Source organism: Pontibacter virosus, assembly GCF_003096355.1.
GTDB lineage: Bacteria > Bacteroidota > Bacteroidia > Cytophagales > Hymenobacteraceae > Pontibacter > Pontibacter virosus.
In genome coordinates this window covers 69,877-94,331 of record NZ_QEKI01000016.1, presented here as the reverse complement: position 1 = coordinate 94,331, position 24,455 = coordinate 69,877, and the positions used below count along the sequence as shown (strand labels likewise).

The following is a 24,455-nucleotide window of genomic DNA, read 5'->3' as shown; positions in this document are numbered from 1 at the left end:
TATCCTTTTAGGCTGATCGGGGTACACAGTTAGAGTATTTCAACAAACCCTGAACATGGAAAAGCTAAGAGAAAAATCAGAATATGAAGGCAACCCGGTTGGGCTGTCTAAGACTACTGCAACAGCAATGGCCAACGAACTGGACCGTCATCTGTCGTCGTTCATCACCCTCTATAACCAGTACCACAAGCACCACTGGATGGTGGAGGGACCGCAGTTCCGCGATCTGCACCTGTTCTTTGAGGAGCACTATACCCAGATCCACGAGCAGTACGACGCCATCGCCGAGCGGCTCACTGTGATGGGCTACTGCCCTACCTGCCATCCGGCCAAACAGCTGGAACTTTCTTATATCGCACACGAAGAAGAAGGCGTTTTCCGCATTCGCGAGATGCTTAAAAAAGACATGGAGGACGAAAAGACGATCGTGCTGGAGCTGCGCAAATCCATCAAGAAAGCCTTTGAGCAGGAAGACTTCGCGACCAAGGCACTGTTGGAGGGCATCCTGCTCAAGACGGAGGACCGTTGCCACCACATCGAGCACTTCCTGGGTGAAGACGGCCTGTCCATCGGCCTGATCGCCAGTCCGGATGACATCATGGAGGAAGACGATCAGCCAGCCAAAGGCCAGAACGGCAAAGCCAAATCCACGAAGAAGGTAAAGGCCTAAAACATAGCCTCGCTATACCTTACCGAACAGGCAGTCCATTCGGGCTGCCTGTTTTTTTATTCGGAAAAAGACTAACCATTGCCTCTATACCTTTTTGTATCCTTTTGCCCCATCGCACAGGTATAAGGGGAACAGCCGGAACCGGAGGGCTATACCTGAAATGGTTTCGCTATATTTGCAGCATTCTATACCTAACACAATACTCTATTATGGTAGACCTCGGCCATTACAACGAACTGGAGATAGCACGCGAAGTAGACTTCGGCATGTACCTGACCTCTGAAGACGGCGACATTCTGCTGCCCCGCAAGTACATTCCGGAGGGAGCCAAGGTAGGCGACAAAGTACGCGTGTTCGTGTACCGCGACTCCGAAGACCGTGTGATTGCCACCAACCTCACACCACATGCCACCGTGCGTGAGTTTGCCTGCCTGATGTGCAAAGACAGCACCGACTTCGGTGCTTTCCTGGACTGGGGACTGGAGAAAGACCTGCTGGTTCCGCTGCACAACCAAAAAGACAAAATGCGCCCCGGCCGCAAGTACTGCGTGTATGTATACCTCGACGAGACATCCGACCGCATTGTGGGCACTACCAAATTGGGCAAGTACCTGCACAACGACGAAGCGCCTAACGAGCTGACCGAAAACGAAGAGGTGGATTTGCTGGTAGCAGGCTTTACCGAGATCGGCATCAAGGTGATCATCAATAACCGCTACATGGGCATGCTCTACAAGAACGAAGTGTTCAAGGAGTTGTACATGGGTGACAAGGTGCGCGGGTATATCAAAACGATCCGACCGGACAATAAAATCGACGTGACACTCCGCAAGCCCGGCACCACCGGCCTGAGCGAATCCAATGAGGCGGCTGACAAAGTAATGGAGGTATTGGAGGCAGCCAAAGGTTATCTGCCCCTGTCCGACAAGAGTAGCCCGGACGAGGTATACCGTATGCTGGGCATGAGCAAAAAGGTGTTCAAAAAAGCCATCGGCGGACTATACAAAGAGGGTAAGATTGAGATCGATACAGACCACATCCGACTGAAATGCGACGAGTAGTCCGGACTGTCGCCTATAGCTTAAAGGTGTGCTGGAGGCTGATTGCCAAACAAAAATAGCCCTAACTGGATTATTTACAGGAAAGAACCGCATTTGCCAACCCAGGTGGCAGGCATTCACGTAATTCAGCGAAACGCAAACCTCCATGCACCGAACCCGAACCGCACTGATTGCTGGCGCCAGCGGCCTGGTTGGCAGTCACCTGCTGCGTATGCTACTCCAAAGCGACCGTTACAGCCAGGTGATTTCCGCTGGCCGCCGCGAACTCGCCATCATACACCCCAAGCTCGACCAGCAAATCGTTGACTTTGATAACCTCAAGAAAAGCGCCTCCGAACTGGCTGCCGACGACGTGTTCTGCTGCCTGGGCACCACCATCAAAAAAGCAGGCACTAAGGAGGCCTTCTACAAAGTAGACCATACCTACGTCACGCAACTGGCAGAGATCACACTGCGCCGCAACGCCAATCAGTTCCTTGTGGTTTCGTCGATGGGCGCTGATGCCGGTTCACGCGTTTTCTACAACCGCGTGAAAGGCGAAATGGAGCGGGACGTGCAGGCGTTGGGCTTTCAGTCGCTGCACATTTTCAGGCCTTCGCTCCTGTTGGGTGAGCGAGACGAGCACCGCACCGGCGAGGAGATCGGGGCCAGAATCATGAAGCCACTTTCCAGGATCATGTTCGGACCTTTGCGCAAATACCGGCCCATCCAGGCTGAGACGGTGGCAAGCGCCATGCTGCGGGTGGCTTCGCAAGACCTGAAAACCGACAAGGTATACCTGTCTGACGAAATAGAGCGGCTGGGCCACTAACCCTGCCTATACCTGACGCGTAAGCTCCAAGGCATCTTATACCTATTATACCTATGCCAAACAAAAGCCTGCGCCGCGCCTTTCCGAAAGCATCACAGTATGACCCGGAGTGGGTACGCAAGCACTCCATGGGCGAAAACGTGCTCTTTAACCTGGAGAGCCTTACTAAGTCTCTGGACCTGAAACCCGGCATGCGGGTGCTCGACCTGGGTTGCGGCAAAGCCATCAGCTCCATTTTTCTGGCTAAAGAGTTTGGGGTTACCGTCTGGGCCGTCGACGAGGCCGTGTCCGCCAGCGACAATTACGAGCGCATCCGGAGTGAGGGCTGCGAAGACAAGGTATTTCCGCTTGAGATGGAGGCCCGTTCCCTCCCTTTCCCCGAGGAGTACTTTGACGCCGTGATCGTGGTGGATTCCTATACCTATTTTGGCACCGACGAGAAGTACCTGCCTTACATTGCTCGCTTCATCAAGCCAGAAGGACACATCGCCATTGTGGACGTGTGCTTCACAAAAGAAATCGAAAGCCACAACCAGGTACCCGAATTCTTACAAAAGGATTATCAGAATTATTGGTATTTTATTCACACCATCGATTGGTGGCGCAGGCTCTGGGAGAAAACGGGGTTAGTGGAAATAGAGGCTGCTGCAGAACTAACAGAAGCCGGGCTGGTGCGCGAGCAGTACATGAAAGACTATCAAAACTCAGAGGAGGAAGATGCGTTTGCAAGGGCACTGGAGCTTGATAAAGACAAGTTTATTACGTTTTTCAAGCTAATTGGACGTCGAACATCCAAGACGGCCTATCTGCAATCGTACAAACAGTCAGGTTAAAATTTGCGAAAAAAGTAAATATTAGTTTTTTGCAACGGAAGAAGTTCTATTTTTGCAGCCTGCCAGCTGGACGTACCTGTCTGGCAAGCTGGATATAACTTTTTTAATAAAACAATGAAAACATTTCTTCGCGTCGGGTTTACCTTGGCTTTGGTGATGACGCTTGCTTTCGGTGCCAATGCACAGGAGTACAAAACAGGTATAGGATTTAGAGGCGGTATTGCTTCTGGTCTCACTATCAAACACTTTATTAAGAGTGATGCCGCTATTGAAGGTATCCTGAGCACTGGTTTCCGCCACAGAGGTGCCGTAGTGACAGTACTTTATGAGAAACATGCGCAAGCCTTTAACGCCAAAGGTCTACAGTGGTACTATGGTCTGGGCGGTCACGTAGGTTTTTACGAAGGTCGTTACTATTATTACTATGACGACGACAGACGCAAAAGATACTATGACGACAACGTAGTAGGTTTTGGTCTTGACGCTGTGCTGGGTCTTGAGTACTACATCCGTGACATTCCCTTCACAATCGGTGCTGACATTAAGCCGTTCATCAATATCCCGCATGGCCGTGGTTTCTGGGATTCTGCCCTGCACGTGCGCTACGTATTCTAACAGCTGAAAAGCTTTATATAAAAAGAGCCCGCTACTTTTCAGTAGCGGGCTCTTGCGTTTTTGAGCTATACCTTAAAAGGCAATGTGCATCAGGGCATCCCCCTGGTTTACAACAGGCATGTTATTGATTCCCACCACATAACCGGTCGCTGGGGCGTTCAGGCGCACCTCCATCTCGCCGTACGGGTCCGTGATCGTACCCATCACCTGTCCTTTCTTTACATGGCCTCCTTCCTGCACAAGGCTGCGGAACAGGCCTGCATTTTTGGCTCGCACCCAAATATCCTTCATGCAAATGGTGGTTGGCTCTGTGGGAGCAGGAGAGGAAGTGCCCATGCCCAGATGGTGCATCAGGCGCAGAGTACCGTCTATACCTGTCGCTATACCTCGCTCGTCGAAACGCAGCGACTCACCTGTTTCATATACCAAGATATGCTTACCCAGCTTAGCAGCCTCTTTCCGAAGCGAACCCTGCCGGTAAGAGGCATTCAGCGTGAAAGGCGCCGCAAAGGCCTCGGCCAGTTGTTGGTTTTTATGCTCGGCCAGCACACAGCGTATCTGCGGGTAGTTGCCCCGGCTCGAACCGCCTGTATGGAAGTCTACGCCATAGTCAATGTAGGGCATCACTTCCTTCATAAAACGATGCGCCACGCGACTGGCCAGCGAGCCCTCTCTGTTTCCAGGGAAACTTCGGTTCACATCCTTACCATCTGGTACGTCCCGCGAAAAGTTCAGGAAGCCATAAATGTTCAGGATGGGCACCGCTATGATGGTTCCCCTAAGCGGATAGAGCATCTTTTTGGTGATCATGCGGCGGATGATCTCTGTGCCGTTCACCTCGTCGCCATGCATGCCGGCCATCAGCAAGAGCACCGGCCCGTCGTGCACCGAGCGGAATACATAAACAGGTATATCGATGACAGTGCCGCTAGGCAGTTTGGAGATTACGAGTCGCGTGAGTACTTTTTCTCCACGGTCTATACTTACACCGTTGATCTTAATGGTTTCGGGCATGCTATTCTTTCACTCTCTTGGAGGCCTTCTTCTGTACCAGCCCTTCCACGTACTCAATTATTTTCACAGCGATATCCTTGTTGGTCGCCTTCTCTATACCTTGTAAACCTGGCGAGGAGTTCACTTCCAGAATCAGCGGCCCGCGCTTCGATTGCAGCATGTCCACACCGGCTATACCCAGTCCGAGCGACTTGGCAGCCAGCAAAGCGGCGGCCTTCTCCTGCCGGCTCAATTTGATCAGACTGGCATTGCCGCCGCGGTGCAGATTAGAGCGGAACTCTCCTTCCTTACCCTGTCGCTTCATGGCTCCCACTACTTCGCCGTTCACCACAAAAGCACGGATGTCAGCGCCTGCCGCCTCGGCTATGAATTCCTGCACAATAATACGGGCCTTCAGGTTGTGAAACGCCTCAATCACCGACTCGGCGGCCTTTTTGGTTTCGGCCAACACCACGCCCAGGCCTTGCGTTCCTTCCAGCAGTTTGATCACCAATGGCGCGCCGCCCACTTCCTTCACCAGCATAGAGGTTTCTTTGGAGTAATTGGTAAAGGCGGTCTTCGGCATACCCAGCCCAGCACGGGAGAGGATCTGGCTGCTGCGCAGTTTATCGCGGGAGCGCACGATGCTCTGGGAATCCACGGCGCTCTTTACTTTCATCATCTCAAACTGACGCACCACGGCCGTGCCGTAGAAGGTAACCGAAGCACCGATGCGCGGAATGATCGCGTCGATATCGGTTAAGCGTTCTCCCTTGTAGAGGATGTGCGGGTCGCCCTGCTCAATCACAAGGTCGCAGCGCAGGTGGTCGAGTACCACGGCTTCGTGACCGCGTTGCTGTGCGGCCTCCACCAGGCGGCGGGTAGAATACAACTTAGGGTTGCGAGAGAGAATCGCTATCTTCATAAAAACTATTTATTCTTCTTTTGTTTGTTATTGAATTTGAGTGAGACGTTCTTACGTGAAACGTCTACAATAAAGCGGCCCTTGAGCAATTTGCGGCCAATCAGCACAGGGTATTTCATGTCGCTGCGGTCCGAAAGCGAGAACTCCGCCTCGATCAACTCGTCGAACACCTTGATACGGGTTTTGATGACGTAGCGCTCCTGCACATCTCCAAACGAGTTACGGATATCGCGCAGACTATAGTCAGCAAAGGTCAGTTTTTTGTGATTGTACTGCGGGTGCGATGGGTCTAATAAGTCCAGTGAGATGACTTTAGTTCCGTCGGGCCGGGTTTCCTCGTGAATATCCGAACAATGGATGGCCGAGGTATAGGCACCCGTGTCAATTTTAGCCTCTATCTCATCGATATCCAATTCCGGAAAGGCCACCATCTCACGCCGGCCGATGATCTTTTTCTCTGATTTGGGCTTCTTTAAGTTCTCCTCTTTCATTAAAGGCCAATTTAAGCATTCTGCTTTACGTACGACGAATCGGGATTATGATTTTCAGGATTGGGGAGGATTAATTTGTCCGAATCAGGATTTACAGGATTAAAGGATTTGCAGGATTTTCGTGGATGATTACCTCCCCTAGCCCCCTTCTTTGTCGAGGGCCCCTACCCCCAAGGGGGACTATCGACTACTGCTTTCCCACCTGTCATCCTGGAAGGATTTTGGTTTAAGGGAGATCAGGCTATCGCTATAACACGCCCCTGCCCCACTCTTTATAGAGGGCCCCTACCCCCAGAGGGGAATATTCTGCCACTACCGAATCACAGGTATGAGCTGAGTAGATACAGCGGTTCCATTGCAATACCGGGTCCAACCACCCCTACCCCTCCTTGTCTAAGGAGGGGAGCCTGTTGCTGCCAATTCTTAGGTATAGGCGTCGTAGCTGCAGTTTCATGTGCACAATTGTCATCCCCCTGCCCCCTTCGAAGGGGGGACTTACCAGCCATTGCCAGTGTCAAGTATAAGTGCCATAGCTACTGTTACACGCCACTGGCAGGTTTAGCATGACATCCTTGCACGCCAGCTACGAAGCAAATCACCTCTGCCAGGTGCATAAACGAAGATTTTGTGTTGGGGGTGAAGGGGTCCCCCTGTCACGAGCGGTCAGCGAGTTTAAAATCGTCTTGATTTTTTTGCCCCAAAAGTATTCGGGATGTTCCACTTACTTTTTTGTCAAGTCGAAGATCCCGAACTTGATTCGGGAGAAAAAAGTGAGTGCCCGCCGCACAGGCGAAGCTACAGAGCAATGCAGATTGCTATACCTGCAACAGCAGTTGCTACAACACAAGGTATAATCAGCTATACCTGGGCGAGAGGCCCCACCATAGTAGACACGAGCGAAGACGCTCGCGCCATGCCCGTTATACCAGCAGCCTTTATTACTACTTAACCGGAGGTATAGACTGCGTTCTTTTTACATGCAGCAACTCCGCTACTTCCTGCAGCAAATGCGAATGTCCTGCTTTTAGCACTACTAACTCCCCTTTGTGCAGAGCCTTTATGAACACACTCACTCGTTTAGGGGAGATGATTTGATCGAACTCACCAAGGAACATTGTAACCGGCACCTGTTTGTGGTTGAGGAGCCGCACGATTTCCCGGATATCAAAGTTGAGTTCGCGGAAGCCGATCCAGCTGCGGTATACCCGCAGGCGCTTTTCTGTGCTGTCCATTTGAAAACGGGCGAAACGCACGAGGCTTTTGTGGATCATGTTATACCTGTTAAGCACGTTGAGCAGTCTGAAGAAAGGCTCCGGCTTGAGCACCGTGCGCTTGAAGAGCTGCTGCAGCCAACCCGGATAGGTAGCGATGTTGTACCAGAAGCTGGTTTTGATTCCGTCCGGTGCAATCAGGAAAAGCTCGTCGATGCGTTCAGGGAAGCGCTCTACCAAAGTCAAAGCAAATTTGCCGCCCATGCTGAAGCCCATCAGCGAGAAGTGGTCTATCTTTTCCTTTGCCAGGAATAAGCCGATCAGCTCCTGCAGAAAATCCTTGTCGAGCGGCATGTTGTCCTTGTGCAGCGTGCTCTGTGCGTGAAAGAACAGGTCGAAAGCGTAGATGGTATAGTCGCCCCCCAGCGCCTGGCCCATGGGTTGGTAGTAGGCACTGCTCTGCCCATAGCCATGAAAGGCAAGCATAGGCTGTGTGCCTTGCCCCAGCACCCTGTAGTGCAGCTTCGTTCCGTTGTGTATGATGTATGGCATTCTTGCACGAGATGTTCTTCTCTTATACTTATTCGGCATGCATACAAATAAGATGCATAAAAGGCCTTAAATTTGGGGATAGTTTAACCTATAGTATATTTCCGGAAGATAGAAGGCATAGCTGCGTGTTTTTACAGCTTCGATACACCGCCCGACACAATGAATTTCATCACGTCACTGCTTGGCAGATCAAGGTATACGACATTGTGCTTGGGCACCACAAAGAGCTCTCCTGAAAAGTTGTAAGAGTGCGGGAAATACACGGCGACGCGGTCTTCCACGTTCAAAGCACTGAAAGTATCCTGTGTCACAAAACCAAATTTCAGGTTCTCTGAGTCCTCCGACATCTTTACCATCACCGGCTTGTTAAACTTCTGGTTGTCGCCCACGAAGGCATCGAACAGGTCTTTGATGCTGGAGTAGACGATGCCCACCAGCGGCACTTTGTTAAACCAGCGCCCCGTGATCACAATGAAGGGTTTTACGAAGAAAGACGAGCTGATAAAACCGATCAAGGTGAGCAACACGAACATCAATCCTATACCCAGCCCAGGTATACCCAAGTCGAACAGGCTGTTCAGCCAATCGATGATTGCCACCACAATCCATACTGTGATGGTGAAGGGAGCCACAATCAGAAGTCCGTTCAGGAAATAGCGTAAGATGCGTGTCATGTTGGTTGATACATAAAAAAATAGGCCTTGCCGATGCAAAGCCTAAATGTAGCTAAAAAGCCACTATTTTGTAGTATAGTGTTATACCTATACTGTTTCCAGGTCAAATTTTTTGATGCTGTCTGCTACCTGTTGCATCAGCCACATCGGCGTAGACGTGGCGCCGCATATTCCTACGCTCGCGGCATTGGCAAACCACTCTTTCTCCAACTCCTCCTCGTTCTCCACAAAGTAACTGTTCGGGTTGTGCTGCTTGCACACGCTGTAGAGCGCTTTGCCGTTCGAGCTCTTCTTGCCGCTTACAAAAATGATCACATCGTGCTCCGTTGAGAACCTGGTCAGTTGCGGTTCGCGGTTCGACACCTGACGGCAGATGCTGTCGTTGGCGTTGAAAGCGGTGCTGTCCTGGTTGGCCTGTTGGATACGCTCTTCAATAAGCGACTTGATGTGGTAAAAGCCTTTCGTGCTTTTGGTCGTCTGGCTGAAAAGGGTAACCGGGCGTGAAAAGTCGATCTTATCCAGATCCTCCTCTGTGGTTACGATAATCGCCTCATCACCGGTCTGGCCTGCTAGTCCAATTACCTCGGCATGGCCTACCTGACCGTAAATCACGATCTGGCCACCTTTGGTTTTGTCAGCATCGAAAGCGTGCTTTACACGGTTCTGGAGTTTGAGCACCACCGGGCAGGACGCGTCTATCAATTCGATATTGTTCTCTAAGGCTGTCTTATAGGTTTCCGGCGGCTCGCCGTGCGCCCTGATCAGCACTTTGGTGTCACGCAATTCTTTGAGTTGCTCCCGGTCAATGATGCGAAGTCCCTTTTTGTAGAGGCGCTTCACTTCCATGCTGTTGTGCACGATATCGCCCAGGCAATAGAGCTCTTCGCAGTTCTCCATCTCATCCTCCGCCATCTGAATGGCGAATTCCACACCGAAGCAATAACCCGAATTTTTGTCTATCGTTACGTTCATTTCTACTTTCCTCTATTCCTGTAAGGCATAGTCACCGTTGAAGATACGGGAAGTTACCTTGTTTAGTACAAACTCTACCTGCTCGTCGATGGTCATGTGCGAAGTGTCCAGCAAAAAAGCATCGTCTGCACGGCGTAACGGACTCTCGGCTCTGGTCGAGTCGATCAGGTCGCGCTTTTGCAGGTTTTCCTTGATCTCACCGAGGTTCACTAACTGCTTTTTGGCCAGCAACTCGTCCTGGCGTCGGCGGGCACGGGTATCCACGTCGGCCGTCATAAAGATCTTCACCTCGGCATCCGGGAACACAGCCGTTCCAATGTCGCGACCATCCATCACCACGCCGCGTTTCCGGCCCATTTTCTGCTGCTGGGCTACCATGGCACGGCGCACTTCCTTTACCACACTCACCTCACTCACCTGGTTGGAGATGTACATCTTGCGGATTTCATCTTCCACATTCAGCCCATTGAGGAATACTTCGTTTCTTTTGGCCTTTGGGTTATAGTGAAACGTGATGTCTATGTTATCCAGCGCGTCTTTTACCTCCTTTGGGTTGGTGAGACTGACGTGATGGTCCAGAAAATAAAGCGTAACCGCCCGGTACATTGCCCCGGTATCGATATAAGCGTAGCCCAGTTCGGCAGCCACCAGTTTGGCCGTTGTACTTTTCCCGCACGAGGAGTAGCCATCTATGGCGATTACAATTTTTTTCATGGTAAGCTGTCAGGAATTAGTTCGAATCGCAAGGGCAGGGCAAATTGCCTTTCTTGCTCTTTTTCATGTAGGAGGCCGTCTTTTTCTGTTGCGGTGTTTTGGTCGTGCAGCTCGCCAAAGGGCCAGTTGCCAGAAATCCCGCCAGTAGTATGTATGAAATTATCTTTCTCAAAACGACTTAATTTAACGCAAATATAAAGTAATTTACGGGTTCAATCCCCATCAGCGGGCATTTTATATCAACAAGACAGTCCTATCCATGCATAGCTCCTATACCGTAAGCGGACGCATCATAAACCTGCACCAGCAAGAGATTTTTGAGGGAACGGTCCATGTGTCAAACGGCCGCATTTCTAAAATAGTTCGTGAGGCTTCCTCCTCTTCCAGTTATATTTTGCCGGGCTTTGTGGATGCCCATGTGCACGTGGAAAGCTCCATGCTGGTGCCCTCCGAATTTGCCCGGCTGGCTGTGCCACATGGTACTGTGGCCACGGTATCGGACCCGCACGAGATTGGCAATGTGCTGGGTATAAAAGGCGTGGAGTACATGATTGAGAACGGGAAAAAAGTACCCTTTAAGTTCTATTTCGGGGCCCCCTCCTGCGTACCCGCCACTCCTTTCGAAACAGCCGGTGCTGAGATAACGGCCGCCGACATCGAAACCTTGTTTCAGCGCGACGAGATCAAGTACCTGGCCGAGATGATGAACTGGCCCGGCGTGCTGCACCGCGACCCTGTGGTGATGGAGAAAATTGAGCTTGCCAAGAAGTATGGCAGGGCTGTGGACGGTCACGCACCTGGCCTGCGTGGCGAGCAGGCAGCGTTATACGCATCGGCTGGTATCACGACCGACCACGAGTGCTTCACGGCCGAGGAGGCGCTCGACAAGCTGGCCGTGGGTATGAAGATCCTGATCCGCGAAGGCAGCGCCGCCAAGAACTTCGAGGCGCTTATACCTCTGCTTGCCGATTACCCGGAGATGATCATGTTCTGCTCCGACGACAAGCACCCTGACAACCTGGTGGAAGGCCACCTGAATCTGCTCGTGAAGCGGGCGCTCGCCAAGGGCCACGACCTGTTTCATGTGCTGCGTGCCGCCTGCCTCAATCCGGTCGAGCATTACAAGCTGGAAGTAGGCCTGCTCCGCGAAGGTGACCCGGCTGACTTCATCGTGGTGAACAACCTCGAAGACTTCAGCATACAGGCAACCTACATCAATGGGGAACTGGTGGCGGAAAGCGGTAAATCGAAGATCACCTTCACGCCAAGCGAAGAAATAAACAACTTCAACACCGAACCTAAAACACCGGCCCAGTTCCGGTTACCAGCCGACAAGGCCAGCAAAATACGTGTGATTGAGGCGTTTGACGGGCAGCTGATCACGCACCAGGTATGGGCCGAGCCAAAGATCAAGGGAGGGCATATCGAATCGGATGTGGCGCAGGATGTGCTCAAAATAACCGTCGTGAACAGGTATGCGAATGCCGAGCCGGCTGTGGCCTTCATCAAGAACGTAGGTTTAAGCCGCGGTGCCATCGCCTCCTCCGTAGGCCACGATTCGCACAACGTCATTGCCGTAGGTGTGGACGACGAAAGCATCGCCCGCGCCGTGAACCTGATCATAAGCGCTAAGGGTGGCGTGGCTGCGGTAGACGGCGAGAACGAACAACTGCTGCCGCTGCCGGTAGCGGGTATCATGTCGGCGGCCGATGGTTATGAAGTGGCTCAGGCTTATTCGGCCATCGACCGCATGAGCAAGGAAATGGGCAGCAAACTGGCCTCCCCTTTTATGACGCTCTCGTTCATGGCATTGCTCGTTATACCTTCGCTCAAGCTCAGTGACAAAGGATTGTTTAACGGTGATGACTTTAAATTCGTACCTGTAGCTGAATAGTGTACCTTGCAGAAAAAGGTATAATACCACGGCCCCGCGGGGCTTAGCAAATGGAGGAATTTATCATTTTTGTTGTGGGTGCGCTCGTGAGTGGGTTTGGCACCATCATCGGTTTCGGGGGAGGTGTGTTCATGGTGCCGATCCTGATCATCTTCTTCGGCTACAACATCGAAATCGCCATCGGTGCGACCATGTCGGCGTTGGTGCCGGCCTCCATTATTGCCTCCGTTTTCAACCTTCGCGACCGCAGCATCGACTACCTCGTGGGTTCGTTGATTCAGTTTCCAGCGGTGGCCGGCACAGTGCTGGGCGCTTTTATGGTGGCCTTTCTGCCGGTCACAGAGTTGCAGGTCATCTTTGCGCTTTTCGTGCTCACAGTGGGCTTTTTTATGGTGAAGCCTCAGGAGAAAGAAAAGATCCAGCGGCATTCCGGTATGATGTACCGCATCCGGCGCGTTCCCACTTCGTTTATCCGGAAAAACAGGGCCAAGCACATTGCCTATCGCCTGAACGGGGGCCTGGTATCGGTCTTTGGTTTTGCTTCGGGCATCATTGCAGGCCTGTTCGGTATAGGCGGTGGCTTTCTGCAGACCCCTATGATGATTAAGCTGTTCCGTATACCGCCACAAATCGCCACTTCCACCTCGCTTTTCATTTTGGTGATTACCAGCTTCACCGGGTTTATCAGCCACTACCTGCTTGGCAACGTGATCTGGACCCGCAGCCTTCCGCTAATGGCAGCCTTCGCTATTGGGGCGGTTGGTGGCAACATACTGAAGAAGCGGCAGGGCAAAATGCAGGACCTCGAAAAGCTGATCGGAGTCGGATTGCTGCTGGCCGGCGCAGGCGTGCTTCTGAACCTGCTGATCAAATCCAATTTCGGCTTCTCGTTCTAGGTATAGCGCAGCCCAAACATACGGTAGCCCATTCCTGCTCCTCTTCAGGCACTTCCCTGAGGAGCATGTTGTCTAGCATGCGGGTAACTTGCCTCAGTCTTGATAAAATGAAACGAGCCGATGTGCTGCTCATGATGGAGTCAGCGCATCGGCTCGTTTTTATACCTGCAGTTTTTAAGCCTCCTGATTGGCGGAGCTAAAATGCTTGTTGATCAGATTCTTTACCTTCTCTGCCGTGAGCGGTTTGGTAAGATATTCAGCCGAATACTTCTGGGCGGCATCCGTATCCTGTGGATGCGTAGAGGTAGTCAGTACGGCCAGTACTATGTTTTTCCGGAACTCAGGGTTCAGCCGTTCATACAGGTCCAGCATTTCGAATCCATCCATCACCGGCATGCTGATATCCAGGAAAATCAGTTCCGGCTGAAAATAGTTTTCATCCGTCTGCTCATAGTTGTTGTTGCTCACATTGTACAAGTAGTCGAATGCCTGTTTGCCGTTCACAAACGTGCGGATATTGTCTGTTACCTGCATTCGCTCAAGCAAACGCTGGTTCAGGAAATTTGTGGTGTCGTCGTCATCTATAAGAAGAACGCCTGATATTTTTTTCATAGCTAAACTATCCCCGGCCTGTATTTACGCAAGCCGTATATTTCAAGCTAACCTTTCTGAATTTAGTTGCTTTGCATTTAATCCCAGGTATTTACTGCAGTACTAAGGTACACAAGTTGGATGCCTCAAACAAATTACAGGCATCCAATTTAGTTACGCCCAGCTTAATTAGTCGATGTAGCCCTGTGAGCGCATCCACTCGTCGTTGTAGATTTTGCCCAGGTAACGGGTACCATGGTCGGGCAACAACACTACAATTACATCATCCTCCGTCAGATTGTTTTCGCGGGCGTATTCCAGTGCACCGTATACGGCAGTTCCGCATGACCAGCCTACAAACAAGCCTTCTTCTTTGGCAAGTCTGCGTGTCATCACAGCACCGTCTTTGTCAGTTACCTTCACAAAAGTGTCGATCACATCAAAGTCCACATTCTTTGGCAGGATGTCCTCGCCTATTCCTTCGGTAGCGTAAGAGTAAATTTCGTTTTCGTCGAAAATACCGGTTTCCTTATATTTCTTGAACACGGAGCCATAGGTATCAATGCCTACGGTAACCACGTTCGGGTTTTTCTCTTTTAAGTAGCGGGAGATGCCCGTTACCGTACCACCTGTGCCAACGCCCGTGATAAAGTGGGTTACTTTCCCTTCCGTCTGCTCCCAGATCTCCGGGCCTGTAGACTCGTAGTGCGCCGCCCAGTTCGACATGTTATCATACTGGTTTGGATAGAACGAGTTTGGTATCTCTTCGTTCAGGCGCTTGGCCACCGAGTAGTACGAATCCGGATGGTCAGGTGCTACGTTCGTTGGGCACACACGCACCTCAGCTCCTACGGCACGCAGGATGTCCATTTTTTCTTTGCTTTGCTTGTCGGCCAGCGTAAAAATACACTTGTACCCCTTGGCGATAGCGGCCAATGCCAGGCCCATACCAGTGTTGCCGGAAGTGCCTTCAATGATCGTACCACCCGGCTTCAGGATACCGGCTTTCTCAGCATCCTCGATCATTCTGATCGCCATGCGATCCTTTACGGAGTTGCCCGGGTTCATGTACTCCACCTTGGCCAATACCGTCGGTTTAATGCCTTTGGTTACGTTGTTAAGCTTTACTAAGGGTGTGTTACCGATTGCCTCGGTAATATGATTCAGGTATTTCATTTAAGTGCTTTTTTGAGATACGGGTGCAAAGGTACGTAATTAAAATTATACTTAACAGGTATAGCACCTTGCCACCGGTATAACAGAAGGTATACCAGTTCCCGTTCCGCCGGGCTGTTTTAGCGCCTATATTAGCTTTAACTATTTTTTGGAAGCGCCACAAAAAAGGCTATTTTTGCACTACCTTAATTTTGACCATCATTCATCAACTTAATAAGATACACATGAGTGTTTTAGTAAATAAAGATTCGAAAGTGATCGTACAGGGCTTCACGGGCTCCGAAGGTTCTTTTCACGCCTCTCAGATGATCGAGTACGGCACCAACGTAGTGGGTGGTGTTACCCCAGGCAAAGGTGGCAACAATCACCTGGACCTACCAGTTTTCAACACAGTGGAAGACGCTGTGAAGAGAACGGGAGCCGATGTTTCTATCATCTTCGTGCCACCGGCTTTCGCTGCTGACGCGATCATGGAAGCTGCTGACGCGGGCATCAAAGTAATCGTTGCGATCACGGAAGGCATTCCTGTGAAAGACATGGTGGTGGCCAAAAACTACCTGAAAGGCAAAGACGTGACCCTGATCGGTCCAAACTGCCCGGGTGTGATCACGCCAGGTGAGGCGAAGGTGGGCATCATGCCAGGTTTCGTGTTCAAGCCAGGTCGTATCGGTATCGTGTCTAAGTCAGGTACGTTGACTTACGAAGCTGCAGACCAGATTGTGAAGGCTGGCCTGGGTATCTCCACGGCTATCGGTATTGGTGGTGACCCGATCATTGGTACGCCTACGAAAGACGCCGTACAGCTGCTGATGGAAGACCCTGAGACGGACGCGATCGTGATGATCGGTGAGATTGGTGGTAACTACGAGGCCATGGCTGCCCAGTACATCAGCGAGACTGGTAACAAGAAGCCGGTAGTTGGTTTCATCGCTGGCCAGACAGCTCCAGCTGGTCGCCGTATGGGTCACGCAGGTGCTATCGTGGGTGGTGCTGACGATACAGCTGCTGCTAAAATGAAGATCATGCGCGAGAACGGTATCCATGTGGTAGACTCTCCTGCCGAGATCGGTGCTACGATGGTAGAAGTACTGCAGAAAGCCGGCATGATCAACGCTTAATTTGATTCCTATACCTGCTAACAGGTATACTGATAGAAACAGGCTGCTTCTGACGAAGCAGCCTGTTTTGCTTTATGGGGTGCTAGTAGCGGATAATCCTATACCTTTACCTATTGGCGTATCTACAGCTGTCAAAAGTACAGCAACCTATGCTGTCTTATAGCTTGCCCTGGCCGGGCGGGCCTCACTTTTTGTCTTGACACAAAAAGTAAGCAAAAAAGTCAAGACGCTCCAAACTCGCTGAACGCTCAAACAGTGGAGCGTCATTTTGTGCACATGGCACCGCTATTTGTTTCATAGCTCAGGTGCAAGTAACTCTTGCTATACCTACCAAGGGTATATGACACTCACAACAAGGTTTATACCGGACACTGGTAATGGCACAAGTCCCCCTTTGAAGGGGGCAGGGGGATGTCAATCGTGCACATGAAACTGCAGCTACAAAGTCTATCCCTAAGAATCGGCAGTTACAGGTTCCCCGCCTTGGATAAGGAGGGGTTAGGGGTGGTTGGACCCGGTATAGTAAAAGAACTGCTGAAGCTACAGCCCCTATACCTTTAAAGAAGTAGCAGCAGAAATTCCCTTCTTGAGAGGGGCAGGGGTGTGTTAATCATTCACGAGCATCCTGTCAATCCTTGGGGGTAGGGGCCCTCTTTAATCCTGAAAATCCTGATTCAGACAAGCACTCATGCACGATTCGGACGGACCGCGCCCTGTCCCTACAAATTGGACGTCCAACTCAGAACTCGTGACTCCCAAACTCCTAAACTTCCTTCACTCCCACCACCTGCTCTTTTTTGCGGTTGCGGATGTGAGCAGGGATAGCAACTACAATTTCTTTCTGCAGGGCTTCGATCAGGCGCTTTTTCAGAAAGCTTCGATGCACCACCAAGCTCACTTCGCGTTGTGGCTGCGGCTCCCGGAAGGTATGGACGAGCGACTGCTTCTCGACAGGCATATCAAGTACGGAGAGCTCTGGCAATAGCGTGAGTCCGCGCTGGGTTTCGACGATGCGCTTGAGGGTTTCGAGGGAGCCGCTCTTGTAATCGAAGTGGCCGGAAGGGATTGCGCTTCCGCCCCGGTTGCAGATGTTGAGCACCTGGCTCCGGAAACAGTGCCCCTCGTTGAGTACCCACAGGTCGTCCAGGTCGAGTTGCTCCGGGCTGATAGCCCTGCTGCCGGCCAAGGGGTGCGCCGGGTTGATGTAGGCCACGAAAGCCTCGTAAAACAGGGGCAGCTCCTTTATGGACTTGTCTTCTAGGGGCGTCACTAGCAAGCCAACATCCAGCAGCTCGTAGTTCAGTTTCTGCACGATTTCCTCGGTCAGCAACTCCTGCACCACCAGCCGCACATCCGGGTACTTCTCCATAAAGGCCGTCACGAAAAGCGGAATCAGGTAGGGGGCCAAGGTAGGTATAATGCCGATGCGCAACTCGCCGCTCAGTTCCTGCTTTTGGTTCTGCACAAGCTCCTTTACCTTTTTTGACTCGGCTACCACCAGGCGGGCCTGGGCAATCACTTCCTTTCCGATCTCAGTTGGCCGTACAGGCACTCTGCTTCGGTCGAACAACTGTACCCCCAACTCCTCTTCCAGCTTTTGCAGCTGCATACTCAGGGTGGGCTGCGTCACGAAACAGTGGTCTGCCGCCGTGGCAAAATGGCGGTACGTGTCTACCGCCAATAAATACTCTAATTGTACCAGTGTCATGCTATCAAACGTATAGTAAGGAGGCACTTGACACTTACAGATTACTCACTTCATCTGAAAAAGCCTGCTTAGCCTCCGCCCTGCTAAGTTATAGACTATTACTATACCTGTATCAATTTAATTGATTTGATTTATAACCTTAATTTGGGTATATTTGTATATACAAACAACAGAAACAACAGAAGACTATGAATAAGCTGACGAATATCGGATTAGAAAAACAAGACTCCGTAGAGATTGCCGACAAGCTGAACGAGCTGCTGGCCAACTATCACATTTATTACCAGAACCTGCGCGGTTTCCATTGGAACATCAAAGGTATACACTTCTTTCAGCTGCATGCCAAGTACGAAGAGCTTTATAACAGTGCCCTCACCCGCATCGATGCATTGGCAGAGCGTATCCTGACCATCGGCCAGAAGCCGCTGCATTCCTTCTCGGACTACCTGCGTGTGTCGAGCATACAGGAAGCAACGAGCCTGAGCGGCGACCGCGAGACGGTAGAAGCGACTCACCAGAACCTGTCTGTGATCGTGAGTCTGGAGCGTGATATACTGGCATTGGCCGCCGAGCGCGACGACGAAGGTACGGTAGCGCTGGTAAGTGAAGACATCAATGAAAATGAAAAGACGCTTTGGATGCTGAAAGCCTTCCTGAGCTAAGAATAGTGAGAGTGACGATTGGTTTAGTTTAATGCAAAAGCCGCCTGCTACAATAGTAACAGGCGGCTTTTTGTTTGTTGCAGCTATAGGGGCTATACCTTACTTAGCATAACTGATGGCGCGCATTTCGCGGATCACCGTGATCTTGATCTGGCCCGGGTACTGCATTTCCTTCTCGATCTTCTGGGAGATGTCGAACGAAAGCTGTGCGGCTTTTTCGTCGCTCACGTTGTCGGCGTCTACCATGATGCGGAGCTCGCGGCCGGCCTGAATGGCGTAGCACTGGTTCACCCCGTCAAACGATACGGCAGCTGCCTCCAGATCCTTCAGACGCTTGATGTAAGACTCCATGATCTCGCGGCGGGCACCCGGTCTAGAACCAGAGATGGCGTCGCAAGCCTGGATCAACGGAGAAATCATAGCCGTCATCTCGATCTCGTCGTGGTGAGCGCCGATGGCGTTGCAGATATCCGGATGCTCCTTGTATTTCTTGGCCAACTCCATACCGATGATCGCGTGTGGCAATTCCGGCTCGTCTGGGGTTACTTTACCGATGTCGTGCAGCAGACCGGCGCGCTTGGCGTGTTTCACGTTCAGACCAAGTTCCGCGGCCATCGTGGCGCACAGGTTGGCTACTTCGCGTGAGTGCTGCAGCAGGTTTTGTCCGTAAGAAGAACGGAAGCGCATGCGGCCCACCATCTTGATCAGTTCCGGGTGCAGACCATGTATACCTAAGTCGATGGCAGTACGCTCACCGATTTCCACGATTTCTTCTTCGATGTTTTTGCGGGTTTTCGAAACTACCTCCTCAATGCGGGCCGGGTGGATACGACCGTCAGCTACTAAACGGTGCAGCGACAGACGGGCAATTTCGCGGCGAACCGGATCAAAACCAGAGATAATGATCGCCTCCGGTGTATCATCTACGATGATTTCCACACCAGTTGCAGCTTCCAGAGCGCGGATGTTACGGCCTTCACGACCGATAATCTTGCCCTTGATGTCGTCGCTTTCGATGTTGAAAACAGATACGCAGTTTTCGATGGCATGCTCCGCGGCAGTACGCTGGATGGTCTCCACCACAATTTTCTTGGCTTCTTTGGTAGCGGTGAGTTTGGCCTGGGCCACAATGTCTTTCACGTAAGAAGATGCATGCGACGTGGCTTCACTTTTCAGGGCTTCTACCATTTGCTCGCGGGCTTCAGCGGCGGTCAGGCCAGCGATTTTCTCGAGCCGCGCCACTACCTCGCTGTGCTGCTGCTCTACTTCTTCTTTGCGTTTCTTGAGAACTTCCAGCTGGTGGTCGAGTGCTTCCTTCTCCTTGTCAAGCTCAGTTTCGCGGCGCTTGGTCTGCTCCATTTGCTTGGCTACGTGCTGCTCGCGCTGCTTTACCTTGTTCTCGTTCTGGATGATGATGTTCTTCTTCTTGTTCGATTCTTCTTCGAACTCAGATTTCAGCTTCAGGAATTTTTCCTTGGCCTCCAGCATGCGGTCTTTTTTGATGCCCTCGGCGTTGATTTCAGCTTCGCGGATGATGGATTTTGCCTTTTGGCGGGCAGCTTCCTCCTGCTGTTTGTATACCTTTTGCAGGAGTACGCGCCCAATGTACACGCCGACTCCGAGCGCGACAATGGCGGTGATTAAAATGATTAAAATATCGGACATACTATACGCTTTTATGGTTTATAAAAACAATAGCAGTACCTGCAGCAGGACAGTGAAGTGGCTTTACAAACCACACTGTAGTTAATGAGACTGCTTAGGGGGCAGTCTCGGTTTGGTTTACTTATTTGTTGATAAGAGCTCGTCGAGCACGCTTAGTTGCGCACCTACTTTGTCGAGATGGGCATTTTTGTCATCCTCGAGCTTCAGCTTGTCCACCATGGTCTCAAAAGCCACCATAGCCAGCAAGTCCTGCTTGTCCTGTATGCCAAACTGGTCTTTGAAGAAGCGCAGGCGCTCGTTCAAAAGTTTACCCACTACCCGAAGCCTTTCTTCTTCTTCTTCCTTCACCCGCATCGGATACTCGCGTTCTGCGATGCGAATCTTAATAGCTAATTCACCCATCCGTTGCGTTTTTTAGGTATAGGGCTACTCCGTTTCTTTGCTTCCTGACAATGGCCTGCCGTATGTCCGGCTCCAGCTCACTGCCTCCCGCTAGTCACGCAAGTAGGCGATACACTTATCAATTTCCCTTATATATTCGTTTAACTTCAGCTTTAACTCTGTCGAATTTGCAGTGTTTCCTGCTATCGCATCTACAATCTTAACAATATTCTCTTGATTTTGAAAATTTTTTATTTGCTGTTCCCGCTCTTGCAGCTGCGACTCCAGCAATTTAATTTCCTCCTGAGCGGCGACAAGCTTGTGTTGCGCCTCGGCATGCCGGTTTAGGAGCTGGCGCACCTTGCTCTCAATCGACTGAAGCTGTTGCAGTTGTTTTTCCTTTGGCATAACTATTTGCGGATAATGGCTCCCAGCTGTTTCTCAAATTGATGCATCAGGCGGTTCATCACGCCATCGATCACTTTGTCGGTCAAAGTTTGCTGGCGGTCCAGCAACGTAAAGCTCAAAGCATAGGCTTTCTTGCCTGCTTCTATCTTGTCGCCTTCGTACACGTCGAACACGTTCACGCCCTGCAGGAGTTTGCGCTCGGTGCGCAGGGCCACTTGCTTCAGTTGCTCGAAGGTCAGGTTCTTGTCCACCACCAGCGACAGGTCGCGGCGTACTTCCGGAAACTTCGGAAGCTCCTCGGCCACCAGTTTGTCTTTGTATTTCTTGATGAGGTAGTCCCAGTTCAGCTCAGCGTACCATACCTGCTCTTTCACGTCCATGGCTTTGGTCACGGCCGCGTCCAGCAAACCCACCTGCGCGATGACGGTGCCGTTCTTCACATAAGTGATGCCCTGGCGCATGTAGCGGCTTTGCTCGATGGCCTGCACCTCGTAGTCGGCGGCGTTGAGTTTCTGCAGTACGTTCTGCACCACACTGGCCAGATCGTGGAAAGCTGCTTTCTGGGCAGGCTGCTTCCAGCTCTCGGCCGTGGTGTTGCCCACCATGTAAAGGGCCAGTTTGCGGGTTTCCTTGTAGCCGTCCTCCAGCTGCTCGTATACCTTGCCCAGCTCGTATACCTTGAGATCGCGCTGGCGGCGGTTGATGTTGTAGCGCAGCACCTCCAGACCCGAAAACACCATGCTCTTACGCAGCACGTCCAGGTCCTCGCTGTTGTAGTTGAGCACCTTCACAAGTCCGGCCATCTCCTCTTCCCCGCCCGCGGCATAGTAGTTGGAGTTAGTGATGGAGTTGGTGATGATCTCGTGGAAACCGTTGGCCGAGATATAATCGAGTATCGTTTTGTTGATATCCTCCGGGTAAGGTTTCGGGAAGCTGGCCATATAAGTGGTGGCCATGTGCTCGCTCACCTCGATGTTGTTGAAACCGTAGATGCGCAGGATCTCCTCTACTAAGTCAGCCTCACGGGTCACGTCCACCTTGAACGGTGGCACCGACACGTGCAGCTTTTCTTCCGTTTCGCCGGTGATTTCTATACCTAAGTCGGTCAGGATTTCTTTCATGCGCTCAGCGCCAATGTGCTGACCAATCAAGGTATGGGCGCGTTCGATATCCAGCGTCAGTTCCAGGTTCTGAATCGGCTGCGGGTATACGTCCACAATCTCGGAGCTAATCTCACCGCCAGCAACTTCCTGCACTAACAGGGCGGCACGTTTCAGGGCAGTAATCACCATGTTCGGGTCGGTGCCGCGCTCAAAGCGGAAAGAGGCGTCGGTTTTGAGGCCATGCGCCATACCTGTGCGGCGGATGTAGTCTGGCGAGAAGTAAGCGCTTTCGATGAAAATACTCATTGTTTCGTCGCTCACACCCGACTCTTTGCCACCGAAAACACCGCCAATCGCCATCGGTTCCTCGGCGTTGCAGATCATCAGGTCATTGGCTTTGAGTTTGCGCTCTACACCATCCAGCGTCACGAATTTGCTATCGGCTTCGGCAGTTTTCACGACAATTTTATTGCCTTTTATTTTATCAGCATCAAACGCGTGTAGCGGCTGGCCTAACTCGTGCAGCACGTAGTTGGTCACGTCCACGATGTTGTTGATCGGGGCCAGGTCGATGGCACGCAGGCGCTTCTGCAGCCATTCCGGCGAAGGTCCCACCTTCACGCCGCTCACGGTTACACCGGCATACCGCGGACAAGCCTCCATGTTCTTAATCTCCACCTCCACAGGTCGGGATGTGTTGCTTACGTTGAAGTTTTCTACAGAAGGCAAGGTATACGGCACACGCAAGAGGGCTTTCAGGTCGCGGGCAACACCCAGGTGCGAAGCAGCATCGGCGCGGTTTGGCGTCAGACCAATTTCGAATACCTTATCAGAGCCCAGACCGAAATACTCAGCGGCTGGCGTACCGTTTGGCAGGTCCGTATCAAGTACCATGATGCCGGCGTGTGAGGTACCGACGCCAATCTCGTCTTCGGCGCAAATCATCCCTTCGGAAGCAGCGCCGCGTATTTTTGATTTCTTTATTTTGAAAGGTTCCCCGCCGCTAGGGTATAGCGTACTGTTAACGGTTGCGACCACCACTTTCTGTCCGGCAGCCACGTTGGGCGCACCGCACACAATCTGGCTTGGCTCGCCTGCGCCGATGTCCACGGTGGTCACGCTCAGGCGGTCAGCATCCGGATGGCGCTCACAGGTCAGCACTTCGCCTATCACGATACCCTCAAGGCCACCTTGCACCTGGTCGAAGTTGTGAATTGCCTCCACTTCCAGACCTGCGCCTGTCAGTAAGGCATCTGTTTCCTCAGCGGTATTCTCTATATGGATGAGTTGTTTCAGCCAGTCGAATGAAATCAGCATGGTTATTTGTGTTGTTCTGTAAGGTATAGCCTCGTTCGGTTGAAGCTAATTCTCAAAATTAAGGATTTTTCTTTGCTCTTTTGTAAAAAGAACCTGTCAGCAAAAGACAAAAGATTAAGCCGAAGTATTGTTTATGAAGCCTTGGTACTGCTCAGCGCTCTTTCGGATTTGCAATCCGCGTGCCTGTCAATAGCAACTGCCTTTGCAAAGCGGATTACAAATCCGCGGTTAATCTACTTTCGGATTGCAAATCCGAAAGAGCATTTCCTTTTATCCTTTGTCGAGTAGTTCGTTGTCAAGTTACCCCTGAGGGCATCGTGCTACTTGATACGTGACACAAAAAAGCCCTACTCCACCACCGGATGCACTTTATCGTAGTTTTTCTCACCAGCCTCCACTGCCACGGTCAGACGGTTTTCTTTGGGCGGCACGGGGCACACGTACTCGGGGTTGTAGGCGCAGAAGGGGCTGTAGGCGCGGTTAAAGTCCAGCGTGGCCGTTTTGGCGCCTTCCTTGAACGGCACATCCAGGTAGCGGCCGCCGCCATAGGTGTCGAAGCCGTTGGTTTTGTCAGTGAAAGGCACAAACAGCTTTTCCTCTTCTTCTTTCACCTTTTTGTAGAGCGTCAGGCGCTGCGGTTCTCCGTTTAACTCGAAATTAGCCAGGGCATAGCGCAGGTAGGCTTCGGTGCTGCCGTTGGTCATGGGCATGTGCACGGTATCTTTGGGCTCAATATCCTCCAGCTTCACCTTCACGCGGTAGTCCAGGTTGGGCTCGTAGTAGATCAGGTTGGTGAACATCCGGCGGTCGGCTTCCTCAAAAGGGCTGTTGGTGCGGCCCCGGAATGAGAGATCTTTTTCCTCACGTTCTTTTTTCAGCGGAATCAGGTAGTTATCGTCGCTTAAGAAAGACTCGCGCACAAAATAGAAGAGCACCAGCGCGATGCCGGCCATTATGATGAATTTGATGGGTCGTTGCATGGGGTTGGGTAATTTTGCTGCAATTTCGGAAAAA

Annotated in this window: 24 protein-coding genes and 1 pseudogene; 10 read left to right on the top strand and 15 right to left on the bottom strand. The window is 51.5% G+C overall.

Translation table 11 applies throughout. The features are described 5' to 3' along the window. Nucleotides 1-55 precede the first annotated feature (55 nt). The 5 genes from C8E01_RS18225 to C8E01_RS18205 all read left to right on the top strand — a co-directional run bounded on the left by C8E01_RS18225 (nucleotide 56) and on the right by C8E01_RS18205 (nucleotide 3,990). A complete protein-coding gene (locus C8E01_RS18225; protein ID WP_116544895.1) occupies nucleotides 56-670 on the top strand; it encodes a Dps family protein in 615 nt (204 codons plus the stop codon). A 104-nt stretch (nucleotides 671-774) separates the two neighbouring features. After that, nucleotides 775-1,731, top strand: coding sequence for a CvfB family protein (locus tag C8E01_RS18220; RefSeq protein ID WP_243409680.1), 957 nt, complete (start codon nucleotides 775-777; stop codon nucleotides 1,729-1,731). Between the two features lie 145 nt (nucleotides 1,732-1,876). Then, a complete protein-coding gene (locus C8E01_RS18215) occupies nucleotides 1,877-2,542 on the top strand; it encodes an oxidoreductase (RefSeq protein ID WP_116544893.1) in 666 nt (221 codons plus the stop codon). Nucleotides 2,543-2,595: 53 nt separating this feature from the next. Beyond that, nucleotides 2,596-3,375 (top strand): SAM-dependent methyltransferase, encoded by a 780-nt coding sequence (locus C8E01_RS18210; RefSeq protein WP_116544892.1) that lies wholly within the window; start codon nucleotides 2,596-2,598, stop codon nucleotides 3,373-3,375. A 114-nt stretch (nucleotides 3,376-3,489) separates the two neighbouring features. Beyond that, complete coding sequence (locus tag C8E01_RS18205; RefSeq protein WP_116544891.1) at nucleotides 3,490-3,990, top strand: hypothetical protein; 501 nt, start codon at nucleotides 3,490-3,492, stop codon at nucleotides 3,988-3,990. Nucleotides 3,991-4,062: 72 nt separating this feature from the next. On the opposite strand, the gene C8E01_RS18200 is transcribed toward C8E01_RS18205, so the two are convergent. From C8E01_RS18200 to C8E01_RS18190, 3 genes are read right to left on the bottom strand one after another with little or no spacing between them, the layout of a single operon-like run. Continuing rightward, nucleotides 4,063-5,004, bottom strand: coding sequence for a succinylglutamate desuccinylase/aspartoacylase family protein (locus tag C8E01_RS18200; protein ID WP_116544890.1), 942 nt, complete (start codon nucleotides 5,002-5,004; stop codon nucleotides 4,063-4,065). A gap of 1 nt (nucleotide 5,005) precedes the next feature. Beyond that, a complete protein-coding gene (rimK, locus tag C8E01_RS18195) occupies nucleotides 5,006-5,908 on the bottom strand; it encodes a 30S ribosomal protein S6--L-glutamate ligase (RefSeq protein WP_116544889.1) in 903 nt (300 codons plus the stop codon). 5 nt (nucleotides 5,909-5,913) lie between these two features. Then, on the bottom strand, nucleotides 5,914-6,399 hold the full coding sequence (locus C8E01_RS18190; protein ID WP_116544888.1) for an ATP-dependent zinc protease family protein: 486 nt from the start codon (nucleotides 6,397-6,399) through the stop codon (nucleotides 5,914-5,916). A gap of 805 nt (nucleotides 6,400-7,204) precedes the next feature. Here C8E01_RS18190 and C8E01_RS21735 point away from each other — a divergent pair. Next, nucleotides 7,205-7,348, top strand: coding sequence for a hypothetical protein (locus C8E01_RS21735; RefSeq protein WP_165820685.1), 144 nt, complete (start codon nucleotides 7,205-7,207; stop codon nucleotides 7,346-7,348). Here the strand turns inward: C8E01_RS21735 and C8E01_RS18180 are convergent. The 4 genes from C8E01_RS18180 to cmk all read right to left on the bottom strand — a co-directional run bounded on the left by C8E01_RS18180 (nucleotide 7,341) and on the right by cmk (nucleotide 10,522). Further along, the gene (locus C8E01_RS18180; protein ID WP_116544886.1) at nucleotides 7,341-8,162 is read right to left on the bottom strand and encodes an alpha/beta fold hydrolase; all 822 of its coding nucleotides are present in this window, start codon (nucleotides 8,160-8,162) and stop codon (nucleotides 7,341-7,343) included. The two genes, C8E01_RS21735 and C8E01_RS18180, sit on opposite strands and share 8 nt — an antisense overlap. 131 nt (nucleotides 8,163-8,293) lie before the next feature. After that, entirely contained in the window at nucleotides 8,294-8,836 is a 543-nt protein-coding gene (locus C8E01_RS18175) for a DUF502 domain-containing protein (RefSeq protein WP_116544918.1), read from the bottom strand. Between the two features lie 87 nt (nucleotides 8,837-8,923). Next, nucleotides 8,924-9,808 carry a 4-hydroxy-3-methylbut-2-enyl diphosphate reductase gene (locus C8E01_RS18170; RefSeq protein ID WP_116544885.1) on the bottom strand — a complete coding sequence of 295 codons (885 nt, stop codon included), beginning with the start codon at nucleotides 9,806-9,808 and terminating at the stop codon, nucleotides 8,924-8,926. Between the two features lie 12 nt (nucleotides 9,809-9,820). Further along, nucleotides 9,821-10,522 (bottom strand): (d)CMP kinase, encoded by a 702-nt coding sequence (cmk, locus tag C8E01_RS18165; RefSeq protein ID WP_116544884.1) that lies wholly within the window; start codon nucleotides 10,520-10,522, stop codon nucleotides 9,821-9,823. Between the two features lie 259 nt (nucleotides 10,523-10,781). Between cmk and ade the strand changes: the two genes are divergently transcribed. Both ade and C8E01_RS18155 read left to right on the top strand, forming a co-directional pair. Beyond that, the gene (gene ade / locus C8E01_RS18160; protein ID WP_116544883.1) at nucleotides 10,782-12,416 is read left to right on the top strand and encodes an adenine deaminase; all 1,635 of its coding nucleotides are present in this window, start codon (nucleotides 10,782-10,784) and stop codon (nucleotides 12,414-12,416) included. A 50-nt stretch (nucleotides 12,417-12,466) separates the two neighbouring features. Then, nucleotides 12,467-13,312 (top strand): sulfite exporter TauE/SafE family protein, encoded by an 846-nt coding sequence (locus C8E01_RS18155; RefSeq protein WP_116544882.1) that lies wholly within the window; start codon nucleotides 12,467-12,469, stop codon nucleotides 13,310-13,312. Nucleotides 13,313-13,486: 174 nt separating this feature from the next. On the opposite strand, the gene C8E01_RS18150 is transcribed toward C8E01_RS18155, so the two are convergent. Together C8E01_RS18150 and C8E01_RS18145 are read right to left on the bottom strand one after the other, a co-directional pair. Continuing rightward, nucleotides 13,487-13,924, bottom strand: a complete 438-nt coding sequence (locus tag C8E01_RS18150; RefSeq protein WP_116544881.1) for a response regulator — start codon at nucleotides 13,922-13,924, stop codon at nucleotides 13,487-13,489. A gap of 171 nt (nucleotides 13,925-14,095) precedes the next feature. Further along, nucleotides 14,096-15,079: pseudogene (locus C8E01_RS18145) on the bottom strand (PLP-dependent cysteine synthase family protein); the annotation flags it as partial. 224 nt (nucleotides 15,080-15,303) lie between these two features. On the opposite strand from C8E01_RS18145, the gene sucD reads away from it, so the two are divergent. Continuing rightward, nucleotides 15,304-16,197 carry a succinate--CoA ligase subunit alpha gene (gene sucD, locus C8E01_RS18140; RefSeq protein WP_116544879.1) on the top strand — a complete coding sequence of 298 codons (894 nt, stop codon included), beginning with the start codon at nucleotides 15,304-15,306 and terminating at the stop codon, nucleotides 16,195-16,197. Between the two features lie 763 nt (nucleotides 16,198-16,960). On the opposite strand, the gene C8E01_RS18135 is transcribed toward sucD, so the two are convergent. Next, a complete protein-coding gene (locus tag C8E01_RS18135) occupies nucleotides 16,961-17,905 on the bottom strand; it encodes a hydrogen peroxide-inducible genes activator (protein ID WP_116544878.1) in 945 nt (314 codons plus the stop codon). A gap of 188 nt (nucleotides 17,906-18,093) precedes the next feature. Between C8E01_RS18135 and C8E01_RS18130 the strand changes: the two genes are divergently transcribed. Continuing rightward, the gene (locus C8E01_RS18130) at nucleotides 18,094-18,567 is read left to right on the top strand and encodes a Dps family protein (RefSeq protein ID WP_116544877.1); all 474 of its coding nucleotides are present in this window, start codon (nucleotides 18,094-18,096) and stop codon (nucleotides 18,565-18,567) included. Nucleotides 18,568-18,666: 99 nt separating this feature from the next. Here C8E01_RS18130 and rny read toward each other — a convergent pair whose 3' ends face one another. The 5 genes from rny to C8E01_RS18100 form a co-directional block, all read right to left on the bottom strand. Continuing rightward, a complete protein-coding gene (gene rny / locus C8E01_RS18125) occupies nucleotides 18,667-20,232 on the bottom strand; it encodes a ribonuclease Y (protein ID WP_116544876.1) in 1,566 nt (521 codons plus the stop codon). Between the two features lie 117 nt (nucleotides 20,233-20,349). Next, entirely contained in the window at nucleotides 20,350-20,634 is a 285-nt protein-coding gene (locus C8E01_RS18120) for a cell division protein ZapA (RefSeq protein WP_116544875.1), read from the bottom strand. 90 nt (nucleotides 20,635-20,724) lie between these two features. Then, a complete protein-coding gene (locus C8E01_RS18115) occupies nucleotides 20,725-21,021 on the bottom strand; it encodes a hypothetical protein (RefSeq protein WP_116544874.1) in 297 nt (98 codons plus the stop codon). 2 nt (nucleotides 21,022-21,023) lie between these two features. Further along, entirely contained in the window at nucleotides 21,024-23,441 is a 2,418-nt protein-coding gene (gene pheT, locus C8E01_RS18110) for a phenylalanine--tRNA ligase subunit beta (RefSeq protein WP_116544873.1), read from the bottom strand. Nucleotides 23,442-23,788: 347 nt separating this feature from the next. Next, nucleotides 23,789-24,421: a DUF1684 domain-containing protein gene (locus tag C8E01_RS18100; RefSeq protein WP_116544871.1), complete on the bottom strand. Its 633-nt coding sequence runs from the start codon at nucleotides 24,419-24,421 to the stop codon at nucleotides 23,789-23,791. Between the last annotated feature and the right edge of the window lie 34 nt (nucleotides 24,422-24,455).